Source organism: Pseudomonas putida, from assembly GCF_028682475.1.
GTDB classification, from domain to species: domain Bacteria; phylum Pseudomonadota; class Gammaproteobacteria; order Pseudomonadales; family Pseudomonadaceae; genus Aquipseudomonas; species Aquipseudomonas putida_AG.
The window spans coordinates 1-20,031 of record NZ_JANHLE010000011.1; the positions used below are offsets into that span (position 1 = coordinate 1).

General features: G+C 61.8%; 22 protein-coding genes. 3 read left to right on the plus strand and 19 right to left on the minus strand.

From position 1 onward, the window contains the following. Positions 1-45: 45 nt before the first annotated feature. The 16 genes from NPS47_RS11345 to ccoN (NPS47_RS11420) all read right to left on the minus strand — a co-directional run bounded on the left by NPS47_RS11345 (position 46) and on the right by ccoN (NPS47_RS11420) (position 15,629). Positions 46-594 (minus strand): adenine phosphoribosyltransferase, encoded by a 549-nt coding sequence (locus NPS47_RS11345; protein WP_274295060.1) that lies wholly within the window; start codon positions 592-594, stop codon positions 46-48. A 54-nt stretch (positions 595-648) separates the two neighbouring features. After that, the gene (fnrA, locus tag NPS47_RS11350) at positions 649-1,383 is read right to left on the minus strand and encodes a Crp/Fnr family transcriptional regulator FnrA (RefSeq protein ID WP_157193418.1); all 735 of its coding nucleotides are present in this window, start codon (positions 1,381-1,383) and stop codon (positions 649-651) included. A gap of 177 nt (positions 1,384-1,560) precedes the next feature. Further along, positions 1,561-2,943 (minus strand): oxygen-independent coproporphyrinogen III oxidase, encoded by a 1,383-nt coding sequence (hemN, locus tag NPS47_RS11355; protein WP_274295061.1) that lies wholly within the window; start codon positions 2,941-2,943, stop codon positions 1,561-1,563. 83 nt (positions 2,944-3,026) lie between these two features. Continuing rightward, positions 3,027-3,710, minus strand: a complete 684-nt coding sequence (locus tag NPS47_RS11360) for a sulfite exporter TauE/SafE family protein (RefSeq protein ID WP_274295062.1) — start codon at positions 3,708-3,710, stop codon at positions 3,027-3,029. Then, positions 3,703-3,915, minus strand: a complete 213-nt coding sequence (gene ccoS / locus NPS47_RS11365) for a cbb3-type cytochrome oxidase assembly protein CcoS (RefSeq protein ID WP_274295063.1) — start codon at positions 3,913-3,915, stop codon at positions 3,703-3,705. The genes NPS47_RS11360 and ccoS overlap by 8 nt, the downstream gene beginning before the upstream one ends. 12 nt (positions 3,916-3,927) lie before the next feature. After that, a complete protein-coding gene (locus NPS47_RS11370; protein ID WP_274295064.1) occupies positions 3,928-6,381 on the minus strand; it encodes a heavy metal translocating P-type ATPase in 2,454 nt (817 codons plus the stop codon). A gap of 100 nt (positions 6,382-6,481) precedes the next feature. Beyond that, positions 6,482-7,021, minus strand: coding sequence for a FixH family protein (locus tag NPS47_RS11375; protein ID WP_274295065.1), 540 nt, complete (start codon positions 7,019-7,021; stop codon positions 6,482-6,484). A 12-nt stretch (positions 7,022-7,033) separates the two neighbouring features. After that, positions 7,034-8,449, minus strand: a complete 1,416-nt coding sequence (gene ccoG / locus NPS47_RS11380) for a cytochrome c oxidase accessory protein CcoG (RefSeq protein WP_274295066.1) — start codon at positions 8,447-8,449, stop codon at positions 7,034-7,036. Positions 8,450-8,720: 271 nt separating this feature from the next. Then, positions 8,721-9,701 carry a cytochrome-c oxidase, cbb3-type subunit III gene (gene ccoP / locus NPS47_RS11385; RefSeq protein ID WP_274295067.1) on the minus strand — a complete coding sequence of 327 codons (981 nt, stop codon included), beginning with the start codon at positions 9,699-9,701 and terminating at the stop codon, positions 8,721-8,723. Continuing rightward, positions 9,698-9,895 (minus strand): CcoQ/FixQ family Cbb3-type cytochrome c oxidase assembly chaperone, encoded by a 198-nt coding sequence (locus NPS47_RS11390; RefSeq protein WP_010225992.1) that lies wholly within the window; start codon positions 9,893-9,895, stop codon positions 9,698-9,700. Before NPS47_RS11390 ends, ccoP (NPS47_RS11385) begins: the two co-directional genes overlap by 4 nt. Before the next feature lie 5 nt (positions 9,896-9,900). Continuing rightward, positions 9,901-10,509 (minus strand): cytochrome-c oxidase, cbb3-type subunit II, encoded by a 609-nt coding sequence (gene ccoO, locus NPS47_RS11395; RefSeq protein ID WP_274295068.1) that lies wholly within the window; start codon positions 10,507-10,509, stop codon positions 9,901-9,903. Further along, positions 10,509-11,951, minus strand: a complete 1,443-nt coding sequence (gene ccoN, locus NPS47_RS11400; RefSeq protein ID WP_274295069.1) for a cytochrome-c oxidase, cbb3-type subunit I — start codon at positions 11,949-11,951, stop codon at positions 10,509-10,511. Before ccoN (NPS47_RS11400) ends, ccoO (NPS47_RS11395) begins: the two co-directional genes overlap by 1 nt. 487 nt (positions 11,952-12,438) lie before the next feature. Further along, complete coding sequence (gene ccoP / locus NPS47_RS11405; RefSeq protein ID WP_274295070.1) at positions 12,439-13,386, minus strand: cytochrome-c oxidase, cbb3-type subunit III; 948 nt, start codon at positions 13,384-13,386, stop codon at positions 12,439-12,441. Then, positions 13,383-13,580, minus strand: coding sequence for a cbb3-type cytochrome oxidase subunit 3 (locus NPS47_RS11410; protein WP_038613176.1), 198 nt, complete (start codon positions 13,578-13,580; stop codon positions 13,383-13,385). The genes ccoP (NPS47_RS11405) and NPS47_RS11410 overlap by 4 nt, the downstream gene beginning before the upstream one ends. A 5-nt stretch (positions 13,581-13,585) precedes the next feature. Beyond that, on the minus strand, positions 13,586-14,194 hold the full coding sequence (gene ccoO, locus NPS47_RS11415; protein ID WP_038613174.1) for a cytochrome-c oxidase, cbb3-type subunit II: 609 nt from the start codon (positions 14,192-14,194) through the stop codon (positions 13,586-13,588). Between the two features lie 10 nt (positions 14,195-14,204). Next, a complete protein-coding gene (ccoN, locus tag NPS47_RS11420; protein ID WP_274295071.1) occupies positions 14,205-15,629 on the minus strand; it encodes a cytochrome-c oxidase, cbb3-type subunit I in 1,425 nt (474 codons plus the stop codon). A gap of 49 nt (positions 15,630-15,678) precedes the next feature. On the opposite strand from ccoN (NPS47_RS11420), the gene NPS47_RS11425 reads away from it, so the two are divergent. After that, complete coding sequence (locus NPS47_RS11425; protein WP_274295072.1) at positions 15,679-16,368, plus strand: alpha/beta family hydrolase; 690 nt, start codon at positions 15,679-15,681, stop codon at positions 16,366-16,368. Positions 16,369-16,466: 98 nt separating this feature from the next. On the opposite strand, the gene NPS47_RS11430 is transcribed toward NPS47_RS11425, so the two are convergent. Then, on the minus strand, positions 16,467-16,751 hold the full coding sequence (locus NPS47_RS11430) for a pyrimidine/purine nucleoside phosphorylase (RefSeq protein ID WP_010225980.1): 285 nt from the start codon (positions 16,749-16,751) through the stop codon (positions 16,467-16,469). Between the two features lie 70 nt (positions 16,752-16,821). After that, complete coding sequence (locus NPS47_RS11435; protein WP_274295073.1) at positions 16,822-17,373, minus strand: exonuclease domain-containing protein; 552 nt, start codon at positions 17,371-17,373, stop codon at positions 16,822-16,824. A 169-nt stretch (positions 17,374-17,542) separates the two neighbouring features. Here NPS47_RS11435 and NPS47_RS11440 point away from each other — a divergent pair, with 169 nt between their 5' ends. Further along, positions 17,543-18,346: a substrate-binding periplasmic protein gene (locus NPS47_RS11440; protein WP_274295074.1), complete on the plus strand. Its 804-nt coding sequence runs from the start codon at positions 17,543-17,545 to the stop codon at positions 18,344-18,346. Between the two features lie 59 nt (positions 18,347-18,405). Next, the gene (locus NPS47_RS11445; protein WP_274295075.1) at positions 18,406-19,419 is read left to right on the plus strand and encodes a GNAT family N-acetyltransferase; all 1,014 of its coding nucleotides are present in this window, start codon (positions 18,406-18,408) and stop codon (positions 19,417-19,419) included. 53 nt (positions 19,420-19,472) lie between these two features. On the opposite strand, the gene NPS47_RS11450 is transcribed toward NPS47_RS11445, so the two are convergent. Further along, a complete protein-coding gene (locus NPS47_RS11450; protein WP_274295076.1) occupies positions 19,473-20,003 on the minus strand; it encodes an RNA polymerase factor sigma-70 in 531 nt (176 codons plus the stop codon). Positions 20,004-20,031 lie beyond the last annotated feature (28 nt).

The window sequence follows — 20,031 nt, forward strand, 5'->3', positions numbered from 1 at the left end:
GGGCAGCAATAGCCGGTGGGAGCGGGCTTGCCCCGCGATCGAAACTCAGTACTCGCTCAGCGAGAACGCGGTCAGGCAGAAAGTTGGAACACCCAGGTCCTGCAGTTTCTGCGAGCCACCCAGTTCCGGCAGGTCGATAATCGCCGCGGCCTCGAACACTTGCGCGCCCATGCGGCGCACCAGGTTGGTTGCTGCCACGAAGGTCCCGCCAGTGGCGATCAGGTCATCGAAAATCAGCACCGAATCGCCTTCGCACAGGCTGTCGGCGTGCACTTCAAGGAAGGCTTCGCCGTATTCGGTCTGGTAGCCTTCGGCGAGCACGTCAGCCGGCAGCTTGCCCTGCTTGCGGAACAGGATCAGCGGCTTGTTCAGTTGGTGGGCAATGATCGAGCCGATCAGGAAGCCGCGGGCGTCCATGGCACCGATGTGGCTGAAGTCGGCCTCGACATAGCGCTCGATGAAGGCGTCAGCCACATGGCGCAAGCCCCGTGGCGACTGGAACAGCGGCGTGATGTCGCGAAAGATCACGCCGGCTTTGGGGAAGTCCGGTACGGGGCGGATCAGGGCTTTGAGGTCGAAGGTATCGCTGTGCATGGGGCGGGTATCCTGAAAAACGAATGCCCGCCAGTATACCCTTATCCCGTGGCCTCAGCTCTCCAGTGCACCACCGGCCAGCGCGCACAGCTGGATCGGATCGAGGATGTGGATTTCCTTGCCTTCGGCGGCGATCAGGCCGTTCTGCTGGAAGCGGGTGAAAACCCGTGAAACAGTTTCCACAGCCAGGCCCAGGTAGTTGCCGATTTCGTTGCGCGACATGCTCAGGCGGAACTGATTGGCCGAATAACCCCGGGCCCGGAAGCGCGCCGAGAGGTTGACCAGGAAGGTGGCGATCCGCTCGTCGGCGGTTTTCTTCGACAACAGCAGCATCATCTGCTGGTCATCGCGAATCTCGCGGCTCATCACCCGCATCAGCTGGCGACGCAGCTGCGGCAGCTGAACCGAGAGCTCATCGAGGCGTTCGAAGGGGATTTCGCAGACCGACGTGGTTTCCTGGGCCTGGGCCGATACCGGATAGGTTTCGGTGTCCATGCCGGACAGGCCGACCAGTTCGCTGGGCAGGTGAAAGCCGGTGATCTGTTCTTCGCCGCCGTCGCTCAGGCTGAAGGTTTTCAGGGCGCCGGAGCGCACTGCGTAGACCGAAGCGAAGTTGTCACCCTGGCGGAACAGAAACTCGCCTTTCTTCAGCGGTCGCCCGCGTTTGACGATGTCATCCAATGCATCCATGTCTTCCATGTTCAACGACAATGGCAGGCACAGAGGCGCCAGGCTGCAATCCTTGCAGTGGGCCTGGTTATGGGGGCGCAGTTTGACTGGCTCGGACATTTCTTCATTCCTTGGGGGAAAGCACACATAAGCCGTAAGGGTAACTCAGGGCATGGGGTTTCGGCCAGCCCGCACCCGGGTAGGGTGGGCTGGATGAGGTGCGGCGTATCGTCCGACCTCCGATAAACATAGTGTGCTTTACAAATATGACTGTAAACAGTGTCCGTGCCTTGCGGCTCATATGACCCGGGAGAAGCGTTGCTGGCTGTGCAGGCCGAGGTAGGCATCAAAAACCATGCACACCGAGCGGACCAGCAGGCGACCGGCGGGCAATACCTGGATGCCCTGGTTGCTGAGGGTGATCAGGCCGTCGTCGTGCATGGCTTGCAGGGCGGGCCACTGGTCCTTGAAGTAGCCACGAAAATCGATGGTGAAGGCTTGTTCGATAGTCTCGAAATTCAGTTCGAAGTGGCAGATCAATTGCTGTATCACCGCGCGGCGCAGGCGGTCGTCGGCGCTGCAGACCAGGCCGCGGCTGGTGGCCAGCTGGGCGCTGGACAGGGTGTCCTGATAGGTGTTCAGGTCGCTGGTGTTCTGGCAGTACAGGTCATCGATCTGGCTGATGGCCGAGACGCCGAGGCCGATCAGGTCGCAGTGGCCGTGGGTGGTGTAGCCCTGGAAGTTGCGTTGCAGGGTCGACTCTTCCTGGGCAATGGCCAACTCGTCGTCGGGCAGGGCGAAATGATCCATGCCGATGTAGCGGTAGCCGGCAGCGGTCAGCTGTTCAATGGTTCTGTGCAGCATCTCCAGCTTGGCGGCGGGCGCCGGCAGGTCGTTGCTGTCGATGCGCCGCTGGGGCATGAAGCGTTCCGGCAGGTGGGCATAGTTGAATACCGACAGGCGGTCCGGTTGCAGCTTGATGACTTCGTCCACGGTGCGGGCAAAGCCCTCCGGCGTCTGCTTGGGCAGGCCATAGATCAGGTCGAGGTTGATCGAGCGAAATTGCAGGGTGCGTGCCGCGTCGATGATCGCCCGGGTCTGCTCCAGGGTCTGCAGGCGGTTGATCGCCCGTTGCACGGCTGGTTCGAGGTCCTGTACACCCAGGCTGACGCGGTTGAAGCCCAGTTCGCGCAGCAGGCCCATGGTCGGCCAGTCGGCTTCGCGCGGGTCGATCTCGATGCCGTAGTCGCCGGAATCGTCGTCCAGCAGGTTGAAATGCTGGCGCAAATGCACCATCAGCTGGCGCAGTTCGACGTGGCTGAGAAAGGTCGGGGTGCCGCCACCGAAGTGCAATTGCTCGACGCTCTGCTTGGGGTCCAGGTGACAGGCGATCAGCTGGATTTCCTGCTCCAGGCGCTGCAGGTAGGGCTGGGCGCGGGCGCGGTCTTTGGTGATGACCTTGTTGCAGGCGCAGTAGTAGCAGATGTTGGCGCAGAACGGCACGTGCACGTAGAGCGACAATGGGCGCACGGCACGACGGCTGTCACGCAGGGCGTGCAGCAGGTCGAAGGAGCCGACTTCGCTGTGCAGTTGCACCGCGGTTGGATAGGAGGTGTAGCGTGGGCCGGACAGGTCGTAGCGACGGATCAGGTCGGAGTCCCAACGGAGTGCGTCGAGCATGTGGGCAATCCCCAGAATGAGCAGCAGTGCCCGAAGTCTAGGGGGCGAGGAAACATCCCGTCTTGATTTGTATCAACGGCGCTTCAGTGGCCCATCAGCCAGTGCTGGTGCGGCCCCGGCAGGGTCCAGAGGCCGAACAGGATTACCAGCATACCGCCAGCGATCCGTATGCCACGTTTGCGTAACAGGGCGCTGGTGCGTTCGGCGGCAAGCCCGGTGGCCAACAGCACCGGCCAGGTGCCAAGGCCGAAGGCCAGCATCAGCAAGGCGCTGTCAGCGGCGTTGCCCTGACTCGCGGCCCACAGCAGGGTGCTGTAGACCAGGCCGCACGGCAGCCAGCCCCACAGGGCGCCGAGCAGCAGGGCGCGGGGCAGGCTTGAGACCGGCAGCAGGCGGTTGGCCACAGGCTGTATGTGGCGCCACAGGCCGCGTCCGAGGCCTTCGATGCGGGTCAGGCCGCTCCACCAGCCGGCCAGGTACAGGCCCATGCTGATCAACAGCAGCGCCGCGACCACGCGCATGCCCAGGGCTACCGGGCTGTTGGCCACGGCCCAGCCGGCCAGGCCCAGCAGCAAGCCGGCCAGGGCATAACTGAAGATGCGTCCCAGGTTGTAGGCCAGCAGCAGGCGAAAGCGGCGGCTGCGCTGTTCTTTGGGAATCGCCAGGGTCAGGGCACCCATCAGCCCACCGCACATGCCCAGGCAATGGCCGCCGCCGAGCAGGCCGAGGATCAGCGCCGAGCTGAGCAGAGGCAGCAGTTCAAACACGGGGTGGGGCGCCGTCGTCGGGTTTCTTGCCGTCGGCTTCGTCCATCGCGGCGGTGTGCTGTGGGTCCTGATCGTCGAACAGGATGCTGTGGGCCGGGCTGTCGAGGTCGTCGTACTGACCACTGTCCACCGCCCAGAAGAAGATGTAGATGGCGATGGCAACGATCAGCAGCGCGGCCGGAATCATGATGTATAGCGCGGGCATGGAAGCTCCTGATCAGGCCGTGGCCGGGTGTGAGTCGCGGGTCGCTGTGACGCCGGCGGCCGGAGCGCTGATGCGGGTCAGGCGCAGGGCGTTGAGCACCACGATCAGCGAGCTGACGGACATGCCGATGGCCGCCCACACCGGGGTGATCCAACCGAGGGCGGCAAAGGGCAACATCAGGCCATTATACAGCGCTGCCCAGAGCAGGTTCTCGATAATGATCCGGCGGGTGCGCCGGGCCAGGCTGAAGGCCTGTACCAGGGCGTCGAGGCGATTGGACAGCAGCACCGCGTCGGCGCTGGTCTTGGCCAGGTCGGTGGCTGAGCCCATGGCGATGCTGATATCGGCGGCGGCCAACACCGGTACGTCGTTGACCCCGTCGCCAAGCATCAGCACTTTGCGGCCCTGCTGTTGCAGGGCTTTGAGTTTTTCCAGTTTGTCGTCCGGGCGCAAGCCGCCGATGGCCTGGTCGATCTGCAGTTCGGCGGCCACGCTCTGCACCATCGGCGAGCTGTCGCCGGACAGCAGCAGGGTTTGCCAGCCACGGGCACGGCAGGCGGCGAGCAGGTCGGCGGCGTCATTGCGCAGACGGTCGTCGAGCACCAGCCAGGCCAGAGCACCCTGGGTGTCCCCCAGCAACAGCCACTGACCGGGTTCGGCGGGCATCTCGGGAGCCGCAGTGTGGCTCAAGGCGCAAACGAAACCCGCTTCGCCGATGCGCAGGCGTTGCCCTTGTACGACGCCTTCAAGTCCCAGACCAGGTTCGGCGTGCACTTCGTCGGCGGCCACGCTGGCGCGCCCGAAGGCACGGGCAATCGGGTGCTCGGAGCGGTTTTCCAGGGCGGCAGCAAGCATCAGGCACTGATCGGCGTCGGCAGCGGCCAACGGACGAATGGCGCGCAAGGTCAGGCGGCCTTCGGTGAGGGTGCCGGTCTTGTCGAAAATCACTGTGTCGATCTGGTTCAGACCTTCAAGAACGTGGCCGCGGGTCAGCAACAGGCCGAGCTTGTGCAGGGTGCCGGTGGCAGCGGTCAGCGCGGTTGGCGTGGCCAGTGACAGGGCGCAGGGGCAGGTGGCGACCAGCATTGCCAGGACAATCCAGAACGCCCGCGACGGGTCCAGTTGCCACCAGAGCAGGCCGATGGCCGCGGCAGCGACCAGGGAGAACAGCAGGAACCACTGTGAGGCGCGGTCGGCGATTTCCGCCAGGCGCGGTTTTTCCGACTGCGCTCGTTCCAGCAGGCGGACGATGGCCGACAGGCGCGTGTCCTGGCCCAGGGCCTGGACTTCGACGGTCAGCGCGCTTTCCACGTTCAGGGTCCCGGCGGTCACTGCATCGCCGGCACGGCGCGGCTGGGGCAGGTATTCACCAGTGAGCAGCGACTCGTCGACACTCGACTGGCCGCTGACGATACGCCCGTCGGCTGGCACGACATGACCGGGTTGAATCAGTACGCAGTCACCCAGTTGCAGTTCGCTGAGCAGGATTCGCTCGCTCTGGCCCGCCGCGCCCAGGCGCAGGCAGGAAGCCGGCAGCAGGTTGACCAGCTGGGCAGTGGCGGCGGCAGTGCGCTCACGGGCGCGGCGTTCCAGGTAGCGGCCTGCGAGCAGGAACAGGGCGAACATGCCCACTGCATCGAAATACAGTTCGCCGCTGCCGGTGATCGCCGTCCAGATCCCGGCAGCGTAGGCCAGGCCGATGGCCAGCGAGACCGAAACGTCCATGGTCAGGTGCCGGGTGCGCAGGTCACGGGCGGCGCCACGGAAGAACGGCGCGCAGCTGTAGAAGACGATCGGGGTGGTCAGAAACATCGCGACCCAGCGCAGGATGGTGTGCAGTTCCGGGCTCAGGTCGATGTTGAATTCCGGCCAGGTGGCCATGGTCGCCATCATCGCCTGGAACCACAGCAAGCCGGCGACCCCCAGCTGGCGCAGGGCGGTGCGGTTCTCACTGGCCAGCTGTTCAGCGGCGCGGTCGGCCTGATAGGGGTGCGCGGCGTAGCCGATGTGGCGCAGTTCGGCCAGCAGTCTGGACAGCGGTAATTGGCTGTCAGCCCAGTTGACCTGCAGGCGGTGGTTGGACAGGTTCAGTCGCGCCTCGGCAACGCCGGGTAGGTTGCGCAGGTGTTTTTCGATCAGCCAGCCGCAGGCGGCGCAGCTGATACCTTCGATCAGCAGGGTGGTTTCGGCTAGCTCACCGTTGTGGCGGACGAAAGGTTTTTGCACGTCGGCACGGTCATACAGGGCCAGCTCATCGACCAGTTGCTGAGGCAGGGCATCGGGGTTGGCGCTGGCTTCGCTGCGGTGCTGGTAATAGCTTTCCAGGTTGCCGGCGACAATGGCTTCGGCCACGGCCTGGCACCCCGGGCAGCAGAACAGCCGGTCCTGGCCGAGTACCACGGCGGTGAAGTGGCTGCCGGCCGGAACGGGCAGGGCGCAGTGGTAGCAAGGCGTGGGGCTGGTCATGGCAATCTATCGCAAGGTTCGGGGGAACCTGATCGCGGGGCAAGCCCGCTCCCACAGTGTGTCTCGGTGGGAGCGGGCTTGCCCCGCGATCAAGGCCGACTCATTTTTCGAGGTGTTCAGCCCCTTGCAGCGCTTCGTCGCCCAGCTGCAGGGTTACATCATGGCCGACCTGCTCTTCTTCAAACAGGCGCCAGACATGCTCGTCCTGGCTGCCGAGCAGCTCGACGAAGCGACGGCCTTCGATCTTGTCGCTGAGCTGACCGACATAGCGTCCGGCTTCGCTGGCGCTCTGGGTCAGGACGATCTTGCGGTCCTTCTCCGGCTGGGTTGGCGAGATCAGGTTCAGTTCCAGGGTTTTCGGCTGGCTGTTACCGCTCAGGCGCAGCTCGACTTCACCGGTCAGCTCGTCCAGATGGATGCTGGCCTTGAGGTTGAGGGTCTGGCCCAGCAGTTCACGGTCCAGCGAGCGGTTGATGCCTTTGCCGGCCTCGTAGTAGTTGTCGTTGACCAGGTTGTCCGGGTTGTTGACCGCAATGTAGACCATGGTCAGGCTCAGGGTCACCGAGGTGGCCAGCACCCCGATGATGATCCATGGCCAAAGGTGCTTGTACCAGGGGCTGGCGGCTGTTGCAGAAGGCATAGACTCAATCTCTTATCGAATTTGTGGGCCGATGAAACGGCTCTTGGCTTCAACCTGGGTGGCGCTGTCGTCAGCGTCCTTGAGGACGAAGATGACTTCGTTGGTGCTCGACGGCAGTTTTTCCGGGGCCATCGACAGTTGTACCGGCAGGCTGACGATGTCGCCGGCCGCGACGCGGATTTCTTTCGCGCCCTCAAGCTTGAGGTCTGGCAGGCCAGCGGCTTCGAGCACGTAGACGTGGTCGCGCTGGTCCTTGTTCATGACCTTCAGGCTGTAGACGTTTTCGATCCGGCCCTGGGCGTTTTCGCGGTACAGCACGCGGTCTTTGCTGACGTCGAAGCCGACCAGCGAACGCATCACGAAGGCGCTGGCGAGCAGGGCGATCATGGCCAGCAAGACCACCGCATAGCCGATCAGACGCGGGCGCAACATGTGGGTTTTCTGCCCGGAGAGGTTGTGCTCGGTGGTGTAGCTGATCAGGCCTTTGGGGTAGTTCATCTTGTCCATGATGGTGTCACAGGCGTCGATGCACGCAGCGCAGCCGATGCACTCGATCTGCAGGCCGTCACGGATGTCGATGCCGGTCGGGCAGACCTGGACGCACATGGTGCAGTCGATGCAGTCACCCAGGCCCTGGGCCTTGTAGTCGAGGTCTTTCTTGCGCGGGCCGCGGGTTTCGCCGCGACGTGGATCGTAGGAAACGATCAGCGTGTCCTTGTCGAACATCACGCTCTGGAAGCGCGCATAGGGGCACATGTACACGCACACTTGCTCGCGCAGCCAGCCGGCGTTGCCGTAGGTGGCCAGGGTGAAGAAGCCGACCCAGAAATACGCCCAGCCATCGGCCTGGCCAGTGAAGAACTCCACCACCAGTTCGCGGATCGGTGAGAAGTAGCCGACGAAGGTCATGCCGGTGACAAAACCGATCAACAGCCACAGGCTGTGCTTGGCCAGTTTGCGCAGGAATTTGTTGCCGCTCATGGGCGCCTTGTCGAGCTTCATGCGCTGGTTGCGGTCACCTTCAGTGACCTTTTCGCACCACATGAAAATCCAGGTCCAGACGCTTTGCGGGCAGGTGTAGCCGCACCAGACCCGGCCGGCGAATACAGTGATGAAGAACAGGCCAAAGGCGGCAACGATCAACAGGCCGGAAAGCAGGATGAAATCCTGCGGCCAGATGGTGGCGCCGAAGATGTAGAACTTGCGCTCGGGCAAGTTCCACCAGACTGCCTGATGCTCGCCCCAGTTCAGCCACACCGTACCGAAATACAGCAGGAACAGGAGGGCGCCGCCGGCCATGCGCAAATTGCGAAACAGGCCGGTGAAGGCCCGGGTGTAGATTTTTTCCCGAGAGGCGTAGAGATCGACGCTGTCTTTGTCTTTATTGGCAGGCGGGGTGACATCATGTACTGGAATCTGCTTGCTCATCATTGAGTCCCACGGCAGTGGAATAACGCCGCGATCAGTGCGTGCCGACCGCAGTCAGAAGTTTATGCTGCTCTTGGTCGGATAATACGCCTGTAGTGGCAGCATGGGGCATGGTTGCGACCTTTAGTCGCGTTGGGTTTGCCTGGTGATTAGTGTAGTGGGCGTGTCAATTGATCTGGGTCATGCGAAGAGCCATAACCCTATGGAAGCGGAGGTGATAAAAAAGCCCCGCCAGTCTGCACTGAAGGGGCCTTTTGGCTTGCCGTGCGAATTACTTCGCGTCGGCAGTCTTCTCGCCTTGATGCGACAGGCTGTAGACATAGGCCGCCAACAGGTGGACCTTGTCGTTGCCCTGGATTGCTTCCTGGGCAGGCATCTGGCCCTGACGGCCGTAACGGATGGTCTGCTGCAGTTGCGCGAAGCTCGAACCGTAGATGAACGCCTGTGGGTGGGTCAGGTTTGGCGCGCCCATCGCTGGGGTGCCTTTACCTTCAGGACCGTGGCAGGCCACGCAGTTGGCGGCGAAGATCTTCTGGCCGTTGGCGACGTCGGCCTTCGCCCCTTCTGGCAGCTTGCGGCCATCGAGGTTGGTCAGCACGTAGGCGGCGACATCGGCAACGCCTTGCTCGCCGATCACTTCCGACCAAGCCGGCATCACCCCATGACGACCGCCCATGATGGTGGCCTTGATGGTTGCCGGATCACCGCCCCAGCGCCAGTCGTTGTCGGTCAGGTTGGGGAAGCCATAGGAACCCTTGGCGTCGGAACCGTGGCACACCGAGCAGTTGGAGGCGAACAGGCGGCCGCCCATTTTCAGGGCTTGCGGGTCCTTGGCCACTTCTTCAATGGGCATGGCTGCAAATTTGGCGAAGATCGGCCCAAATTTAGCGTCCGCGCGGGCCATTTCCTTTTCCCACTCGTGCACGCCGGTCCAGCCAGGCTGGCCGTTGGCGAACTCGGTCTTTTTCTCGTTATCCACGTACTGGTAACCCGGCAATACGCCTTTCCAGTTACCCAGGCCCGGGTACAGCACCAGGTAGCCCAGGGCGAAAACGATGGTGCCGACAAACAGCCAGAACCACCATTTTGGCAGCGGGTTGTCATATTCCTCGATGCCATCGAACGAGTGACCGACGATTTCATCGGTGGGTTCGCTGCGCTGGCCCCTACGGGTGGACAGCAGCAGCCAGGTCAGGGCGAAGATCGTGCCCAGACTCAAAACGGTGACGTACAGACTCCAGAAGGTAGTCATTCGTTGTTACTCCTAGACGCTTTCGCTTGCGCTTGCTCGACGTGCTTGCTGGCTTCGGGATCATCCGCGAAGGGCAGCATGGTCGCTTCGTCGAACTCGGACTTGCGCCGAGAACTGAACACCCACAACGCCAGGCCAATAAAGGCCACCATCACCACGACGGTGCCCAGGCCACGAATCATCCCGATATCCATCAATGTCACCGTTTGCTTTTGATGATGGTGCCCAGGCCTTGCAGGTAGGCCACCAGAGCGTCCATTTCAGTCTTGCCCTTGACCGCGTCGCGGGCACCGGCGATGTCTTCATCGGTGTACGGTGTGCCGAGGGTGCGCAAGACTTCCATTTTCTTGACGGTGTCCTTGCCATCGAGCTTGTTCTCTACCAGCCATGGGTAGGCCGGCATTTTCGACTCGGGCACGACGTTGCGCGGGTTGTACAGGTGCGCACGGTGCCAGTCATCGGAGTAACGACCGCCGACACGGGCCAGGTCCGGACCGGTACGTTTGGAACCCCACAGGAACGGGTGGTCCCAGACGCTTTCACCGGCCACCGAGTAGTGGCCGTAGCGCTCGGTTTCGGCACGGAACGGACGGATCATCTGCGAGTGGCACTGCACGCAGCCTTCGCGGATGTAGATGTCACGGCCTTCCAGCTCCAGTGCGGTGCGTGGCTTCATGCCCTCGACCGGCTTGTTGGTGACGTCCTGGAAAAACAGCGGGACGATTTGGGTCAGGCCGCCGACACTCACGGCGATGACCATGAAGAAGGCCAGCAGGCCGATATTCTTCTCGACTACTTCATGCTTCATCAGTGAGCTCCAACTACAGCGATCTGAGCGGCGGCTTCAGCTTCGGCCGGCTTCGAGGCGCGGACGGTGCGGAACACGTTGTAGGCCATCAGCAGCATGCCGGAGGCGAAGAACGCACCGCCCAGGGCGCGGACGATAAAGCCCGGATGGCTGGCCTGCAGGGCTTCGACGAAGGAGTAGGTGAGGGTGCCGTCGTCGTTGATGGCACGCCACATCAGGCCCTGGGTGATGCCGTTGACCCACATCGAGGAGATGTACAGCACGGTACCGATGGTCGCCAGCCAGAAGTGCGCGTTGATCAGGCCGATGCTGTGCATCTGCTCGCGGCCGTAGACTTTCGGGATCATGTGGTACAGGGCGCCGATCGAGATCATCGCTACCCAGCCCAAGGCGCCGGCGTGTACGTGGCCAACGGTCCAGTCGGTGTAGTGCGACAGCGAGTTGACGGTCTTGATCGCCATCATCGGACCTTCGAAGGTCGACATGCCGTAGAACGCCAGGGACACCACGAGGAAACGCAGGATCGGGTCGGTGCGCAGCTTATGCCAGGCGCCCGAGAGGGTCATCATGCCGTTGATCATGCCGCCCCAGCTTGGCGCCAGGAGAATGATCGACATGGCCATGCCCAGCGACTGCGCCCAGTCCGGCAGGGCGGTGTAGTGCAGGTGGTGGGGACCTGCCCAGATGTACAGGGTGATCAGTGCCCAGAAGTGCACGATCGACAGGCGATAGGAGTAGATCGGACGCTCGGCCTGCTTGGGCACGAAGTAGTACATCATGCCGAGGAAACCGGTGGTCAGGAAAAAGCCCACGGCGTTGTGGCCGTACCACCACTGGATCATTGCGTCGGTGGCACCCGAGTAAGCCGAGTAGGACTTGAACAGGCTGACCGGCAGCGACATGTGGTTGACGATGTGCAGCATCGCGGTGACCACGATGAACGCACCGTAGAACCAGTTACCCACATAAATGTGCTTGGTCTTGCGCTTGACGATGGTACCGAAGAACACCACACCGTAAGTGACCCAGACAATCGCCAGCAAAATGGCGATTGGCCATTCCAGCTCGGCGTATTCCTTGGTCGTGGTGTAACCCAGCGGCAGGGTGATGAGCGCGCCGACGATCACCGCTTGCCAACCCCAGAAGGTGAAGGCCGCGAGGCTGTCGGAAATCAGTCGCGTCTGGCAGGTACGCTGCACGACATAATAGGAAGTGGCAAACAGCGCACAGCCACCGAAGGCGAAAATCACCAGGTTGGTGTGCAGTGGGCGAAGACGTCCAAAGCTCGTCCATGGCAGGTCCAGGTTCAGCTGGGGCCATACCAGTTGCGAGGCGATGAAGACTCCAAGCCCCATGCCAAGGATCCCCCAGACCACCGTCATGATGGCGAACTGGCGGACGACCTTATAGTTATAAGCAGTCGGACTGATTGCTGTGCTCATTCTAAGGTTCCACGGTTTGGGTGTTTTTGTAGGTTAAAAAATCGGCGCAAGTATGTATAAACCGTGTGGTTATTGCAACGCGATGGCTCCCGCGCCGACCTTTGCCAAAGCCCGGTCTACCGCTGTTCCGGGCCTTGTTGGCGGGCAAAGTGTACACAATTATCTGTTTGATATGTGTACCGTTATTCATCTTTTCTTGTCCAATCGGTCAGGCTTGTTGCAACCGTTTTCTGTTATCCAGAAGCGGGTAGCAAGAGGTCGAGCCGATCCCATCTACCTTTGCACGCATTCTTCAACAGCCACGACCGACCAACGGGATTAGCAGGCCCCGGGTTGCGGTCGCTGTGGCAACAAGCTTAGTTCCGATCAAGGCGGGTGCAAGGCGGGGTGGTGCGGGAGGTGCGACGTTTGGTCGCAAGGGGGAAAGGGAACCGCCGCATCCGGGTGGCTGCGGCGGTTTGAGTCAAGGCTCAGTTAAGGGATGATTTTACTTGGCAGAGAGGTTATCAGCTTGAGCTGGTTCATCCTGCGACAAGCTGTAGACATAGGCGGCCAGCAGGTGGACCTTGTCGTTACCCTGGATGGCTTCCTGGGCAGGCATTTGACCCTGACGACCATAGCGGATGGTCTGTTGCAGTTGGGCGAAGCTCGAACCGTAGATGAAGGCTTGCGGGTGCGTCAGGTCCGGTGCGCCCATGGCTGGGGTGCCCTTGCCTTCAGGACCGTGGCAGGCCACACAGGTGGTCGCGAAGAGCTTCTCGCCGTTGGCGACATCGGCCTTGGTGCCTTCTGGCAGCTTGCGGCCATCCATGCTGGTGAGGACGAAAGCGGCGACGTCGGCTACACCTTGCTCACCAATCACTTCGGCCCAGGCCGGCATGACGCCGTGACGACCGCTCATGATCGACTGCTTGATGGTGTCCGGATCACCGCCCCAGCGCCAGTCCTTGTCGGTCAGGTTAGGGAAGCCGTAGGCACCCTTGGCGTCGGAACCGTGGCACACCGAGCAGTTGGAGGCGAACAGGCGGCCACCCATCTTCAGTGCTTGCGGATCCTTGGCCACTTCTTCTACCGGCATGGCCGCGAACTTGGCGAAGATCGGGCCGAATTTGGCGTCGGCCTTGTCCATTTCTTTCTGCCATTCATTGACCTGGGTCCAGCCGTCCTGATAACCCGGCAGGATGCCTTTCCAGTTGCCCAGGCCGGGATAGAGGATCAGGTAGCCGACCGAGAACACCAGGGTGCCGACGAACAGCCAGAACCACCACTTGGGCAGCGGGTTGTCGTACTCCTCGATGCCGTCGAAGCTGTGGCCCATGGTCTGGTCGCCGCCGTTGGGCTTTTCGCCCTTGCGCGTGGCCAGCAGCAGCCAGGTCAAGCCGATCAGGCTGCCGATGGTCAGTACGCAGATGTACGTACTCCAGAAGGTGGTCATTGCCCGTTACTCCTCGATGCGGGTTCGTTGGCGGCAGGTGCTAGGCGGTCATCGGCGAACGGCAACAAGCTTGCCTCGGCAAACTCGCGGTCACGCCGACCGTTGAACACCCACAGCGACAGGCCGATGAAGGCGATGGCCACCAGCAGGGTGCCCAGGCCGCGCAGCTGGCCGATATCCAGTGTGAAGTCCATGGCCCTTACCTCTTGTTCTTGATCGCAGTGCCGAGCACTTGCAGGTAGGCGACCAGTGCGTCCATCTCGGTTTTACCCTTGATCGATTCCACCGCACCGCTGATATCCGCATCGGTGTAAGGCACGCCCAGGGTACGCATGGTGCGCAGCTTGGTTTCGGTGTGGCTGCTGTCTACCGGGCTGGCGACCAGCCATGGGTAGGCCGGCATCTTCGACTCGGGCACGACGTTGCGCGGGTTGTACAGGTGCGCACGGTGCCAGTCATCGGAGTAGCGGCCGCCGACGCGGGCCAGGTCCGGACCGGTACGCTTGGAGCCCCACAGGAACGGGTGGTCCCAGACGCTTTCACCGGCGACCGAGTAGTGGCCGTAGCGCTCGGTCTCGGCGCGGAACGGACGGATCATCTGCGAGTGACACTGCACACAGCCTTCGCGGATGTAGATGTCACGGCCTTCCAGTTGCAGCGCGGTGTAGGGCTTCATGCCCTCGACCGGCTTGTTGGTAACGTCCTGGAAGAACAGTGGGACGATCTGGGTCAGGCCACCGATGCTGACGGCAAAGACCATCAACAGCACCAGCAGGAAGACGTTCTTCTCGATTACTTCGTGTTTCATCTCGATCTCCTCAGGCCAGCTGCGCAGCGGCAGGTGCAGTCGCGGTCACCGGGGCACGCACGGTGCGCCAGGTGTTCCAGGCCATCAGGAACATGCCGGTGAGGAAGATCGCCCCGCCGACGAAGCGCACGATGAAGCCAGGGTGGCTGGCCACCAGGGTTTCGACGAAGGAGTAGGTCAGCGTGCCGTCGGCGTTGACCGCGCGCCACATCAGGCCCTGGGCGATACCGTTGACCCACATCGAGGCGATGTAGAGCACGGTGCCGATGGTGGCCAGCCAGAAGTGCGCGTTGATCAGGCCCAGGCTGTACATCTGCTCGCGGCCGAAGACTTTCGGGATCATGTGGTACAGGGCGCCGATCGAAATCATCGCTACCCAGCCCAGGGCACCGGCGTGTACGTGGCCGATGGTCCAGTCGGTGTAGTGCGACAGGGCGTTGACGGTCTTGATCGCCATCATCGGACCTTCGAAGGTCGACATGCCGTAGAACGCCAGGGACACCACGAGGAAGCGCAGGATCGGGTCGCTGCGCAGCTTATGCCAGGCGCCCGAGAGGGTCATCATGCCGTTGATCATGCCACCCCAGCTCGGGGCGAGGAGGATCAGCGACATGATCATGCCCAGCGACTGTGCCCAGTCGGGCAGGGCGGTGTAGTGCAGGTGGTGGGGACCGGCCCAGATGTACAGGGTGATCAGTGCCCAGAAGTGCACGATCGACAGGCGATAGGAATACACCGGACGCTCGGCCTGCTTGGGCACGAAGTAGTACATCATGCCGAGGAAGCCTGCGGTCAGGAAGAAGCCCACGGCGTTGTGGCCGTACCACCACTGGACCATGGCGTCAGTGGCGCCGCTGTACAGCGAATAGGACTTGGTCAGGCTGACCGGCAGTTCCAGGTTGTTGACGATGTGCAGGATCGCCACGGTGATGATGAACGCACCGAAGAACCAGTTGCCCACGTAGATGTGCTTGGTGGTGCGCTTCATCAGGGTGCCGAAGAACACCACGGCGTAGGCGACCCAGACAATGGTGATCAGGATATCGATCGGCCATTCCAGTTCGGCGTACTCCTTGGAGCTGGTATAACCCAGCGGCAGGCTGACGGCGGCCAGGACGATCACCAGTTGCCAGGCCCAGAAGGTGAAGGCGGCAAGGCGTGGTGAGAACAGGGTGGTCTGGCAGGTGCGCTGGACCGAGTAGTAGGAGGCGGCGAACAGCGCGCAACCACCGAAGGCGAAGATCACCGCGTTGGTGTGCAGCGGGCGCAGGCGCCCGAAGCTGGTCCAGGGGAGGTCGAAGTTGAGCGAAGGCCAGACGAGTTGCGCGGCAAGAAAAACGCCGAGCCCCATCCCGACGATTCCCCACACCACCGTCATAATGGCGAATTGGCGGACCACCTGGTAGTTGTAGGCGGTACTGCTGGTTGTGTTCATGTATGGGTTCCCATCCACGGTTATAGGCAGGCTAAATAGCGAGGCAAGCATGATTAATGGGCAAGTGGCCGGTATTGACGGGGATCAATGGGCGCGGTTGATCGAAAGCCGTGGCTGGCGCTGGAATGCCCCGCAAAATCAGGGGGATGGCGAACATTTACGCTGTCTGATTCTGGCGCATGGCGCGGGTGCGCCGATGGACAGCGGGTTCATGGAAGAAATCGCGCAAAGGCTGGCGGCACAAGGGCTGGGAGTGGTGCGCTTCGAGTTTCCCTACATGGCGCAGCGGCGCCTCGATGGTGGCAAAAGGCCCCCAAATCCGCAGGCCAAGTTGCTCGAATGCTGGCAAGAGGTGTACCAACAGGTGCGACCATTGGTCACTGGAACGCTGGCCATCGGCGGCAAGTCCATGGGTGGTCGTATGGCGAGCCTGTTGGCCGATGAGCTGGGTGCGGATGCGCTGGTGTGCCTGGGTTATCCCTTTTATGCCGCCGGCAAGCCGGAAAAGCCGCGGGTGGCGCATCTGGCCGAGCTGAAGACGCCGACGCTGATCATCCAGGGCGAACGCGATGCGTTGGGTAATCGGCAGACGGTGGAAGGCTATGCGCTATCGCCATCGATCGAGCTGTGCTGGCTGCAGGCGGGGGATCATGATCTGAAGCCGTTGAAGGCTTCCGGGTTCAGTCAGGGTGATCATCTGCAGACGGCTGCAGATCGGATTGCGGCGTTTGTGCGCTGAGTTTGCTTTTCCAGTTACATCGCATCGCGGGGCAAGCCCGCTCCCACAGGGTGTAGGTACACGCAGTGGAAGCGGGCTTGCCCCGCGAATTTTTTGAATCAGCCGCGGTACTCACACAGGTAGGCGGTATCCACGGCCACCTTCAGCTGGAACTTGCTGTTGGCCGGCACGTTGAACTGGCTGCCTGCCGAGAAAGTCTCCCAGTTGTCGCTGTCAGGCAGCTTGACGGTCAGGGCGCCGGACACCACGTGCATGATTTCACGCTGGGCAGTGCCGAATTCGTACTCGCCGGGGGCCATCACGCCAACCGTGGCCGGGCCTTCGGCGGTGCCGAAGGCGATCGACTTGACGGTGCCATCAAAGTACTCGTTGACCTTAAACATGGGCGACTCCTGAAAAGGGGCTGAAAAGGCTGGCCAGTATGCCCAAGGCGTATGGCGCCGTCATCCGCTTTCAGGTGCCGTTGACCGGCAGGGACAGGGGTAGCAGCCGTGCGGTATTGCGGGCATCTTCCAGGGCGCGGTGCTGCTGGCCGCTGAACTGCAGGCCAGCCAGTTGCAAGGCGCCGTTGAGGCCGAGTGGCCGTTGCAGTTGACGGGTCTTGGCGAAACGTTGCTTGAGGTTGATGTGCGGCAGGTCGGCGAGCACGCTGTGCACGTGATGCAACTGCCATTCCTGCAGCAATTGCTGACGGTCGTAGTCGCCCCAGCTGACCCAGGCCTGCAGATGCCCCCGATGATGGCCGATCCAGCGTTCGAACTGTCCCCAGACTTCAGCGAAGGAGGCGGCCGTGTCGACATTGGCCTGGCTGATATGCGTCAGCTCACGGCAAAAAGGTGTCAGTTGCGGGCGTCGTCGTGGTTTGACGAAGCGCTGGAAATGATCGACCTCCCGGCCCTGTCGATTGACCAGCGTCGCACCGATTTCGATAACTTCCATATCCGTGACCGGCCAGCCCCCATCGTCTGTGGTTGCTTCCAGGTCGATCACCAGCCAATGCCCCATAGTAGGCTCCCTTGCAAGACTCGCTAGAGCGTAGCCAAACTTCAACGCTTGGGGTATCCCCTGGCCTTTTGCCGGTAACTGGAATTTGGCACAATCGATAGTTGTACAGCGCCAGGAAAACGCCTAGCTTAGGCGAATTCCGGTTAAAACCCGCAAAGAGTGTGTTGCTTTGACTCCAACGCCCATGCCGCAGGCTGTGTCTTTCCTGTTCATGCTTGCCACCCTGTGGCTGGCGTCGCCGGTCCAGGCATTCGAGGCGATCGAGGTCAAGGTCGGCGCCACGCATTTCCCTCCTTATACCGTGCGTCCCGAGAAGGGCGCCGAGACCGGGCTGTTGCCGCAGCTGGTCGAGGCATTGAACAACGCCCAGCCGCACTACCGTTTCATTCTGGTGCCTACCTCGATTCCGCGTCGATTCGGCGATTTGCGCCAGGGGCGCACCGACATGGCGATCTTCGAGAACCCGCAGTGGGGATGGCAGGGCATCGAGCATGTAGCGGTCGATATGGGCCTGGAGGATGCCGAAGTATTCGTCACCCACCTTCAACCCGACCGTGACGAGCGCTATTTTGCCGACCTCAACGGCAAGCGTCTGGCCCTGTACAGCGGCTATCACTACGCCTTTGCCGGCTTCAATCCGGACCCGCAATATCTCGCCGATCACTACAATGCGACCTTGACCTACTCCCACGACAGTAACCTGCTGATGGTTCAGCGCGGTCGGGCCGATATCGCCCTGGTGACCCGTTCCTACCTCAGCGACTTCCTCGCGCGCAATCCGGGCAGCGTCGGCAAATTGCTGACGTCCCAGCGGGTCGATCAGATCTATCACCATTTCGCGTTGTTGCGCCCAGGCGCGCCGATCAGTGGCCCGGCCTTTGCCGGCCTGTTGCAGCAATTGCGCGACAAGGGTGAACTGTTGCGGATCTTCCAGCCTTATCGCATCAGCGTAAGCACCCCTCAGGCACACTAAATTTCCCCCGGGCGGCCACGTTCACAACGGTGAGCATTTTTCCTTCGTGAGCCAAGACCATGCCCTTCGACACTCCTTCGCAACCGTTATCCTTACCCCGCTGGCTTAGCCTGGACGCCGATGAAAGTGATTGCCACCTGAGCCTTGTGCTTGAAGGCAGCCCGTTGATCCGGGTGCGTCTGGTGCGTGGTGAAACGCTGCAAGTTCACCTTGAAGCGTTTGCCCACGAGCGGCCACAGCAAGCCTTGTGGGCTGCATGCTATTGGCTGTTCGCCCGCGACCCTGGTTGCCAGCGCCTGACCTGGCACCTGAGTCCGGCACCGGCCGATGCACTGCTCAGCGGTTTGCTGGTCGAGCAAGACCAGAGCGGGGTGTACAGCTGTGAGAGGACGCAGTTCTGGCAATTGCCGCAGCCCTGGTTAGGTCAGGCGCTTGACGGGGTTTACCCGCAACAGATGCAGATCACCGAGGGCAAGCGCCATCCACGCCGCGCGCCGAAACCACGGGGTGAGGTGTACCGGCGTTTCGATGCGCGCCTGGGAGCCTGGGTATCGCTGCGCACGCTGGAAATCGACACCGATCTGGAACGTTTCAACCGCTGGCAGAACAACCCGCGGGTCCTGAATTTCTGGCAGGAGGGCGGCAGCCTCGAGCAGCACCGTGACTACCTGAGCAAACTGCAGGCCGACCCTCACAGCCTGACCCTGATCGGCTGTTTCGACGATCAGCCCTTTGCCTACTTCGAAGCCTATTGGGCCAAAGAAGACCGCATCGCTCCTTTCTATGCAGTTGATGACTACGATCGTGGCATTCACATGCTGGTCGGTGAAGAACATCACCGTGGCCCGCACAAGGTGGCCAGCTGGCTGTCAGCGCTGGTGCACTACCTGTTTCTCGACGATCCGCGCACCCAGCGGGTGGTGGCCGAGCCGCGTGCCGACAACAGCAAGATGATCGGCTACATGCACGATCAGTGCTTTCATTGCGAGAAGGAATTCGACTTCCCGCACAAGCGGGCGGCTTTGATGATTCTGGGGCGGGAGCGCTTCTTCGAGCGTTGCAAACTGGTGTGATCGGCAAGCTGCAAGTTGCCGGCAGGGAATGCGCAACTTGCAGCTTGAAGCGCTCAAGTCCTCTGATTCGAGACTTTGCGGCAATGCACCATGGCGTCGCGGATCATGAAGTTGACCAGGGTCGGCGAGACGCCCAGTTCTTTGGCGATGTCTTTTTGGGCAACGCCGTGCAGGCGATACATCTCGAAGGCATAGCGGGTGCGCTGCGGCAGTTCGTTCAACGCATCGGCGATGTGTTCCAGGGTGGCGAAGTTGATGTGCGTGGCTTCGGGCGAGGCGCCCTGGATGACCACGTTCAGGCCTTCCTCTTCGCTGCCGGAGTACTTGAGCTCCATGGACTGCTTGCGGTAATGGTCGATGGCCAGGTTGCGCACGATCTGAAACAGATAACTCAGCTGGGCCTTGAACGAGGAGGTGATCTGCGGCGCAGAGCTGAGCCGGAAAAAAGCGTCCTGCACCACGTCTTCAGCGCGGGAGCGGCAGCCGGTGATGCGCGCGGCGATCTTGACCAGAATGCTGCGGTTGTCGACAAACGCCTGGAGTAACGGTGAATCGCACTTACCTGTGGATAGTTGTTCCGCCATGGAAATCACCTTGTCTCTAAGAGGGAGG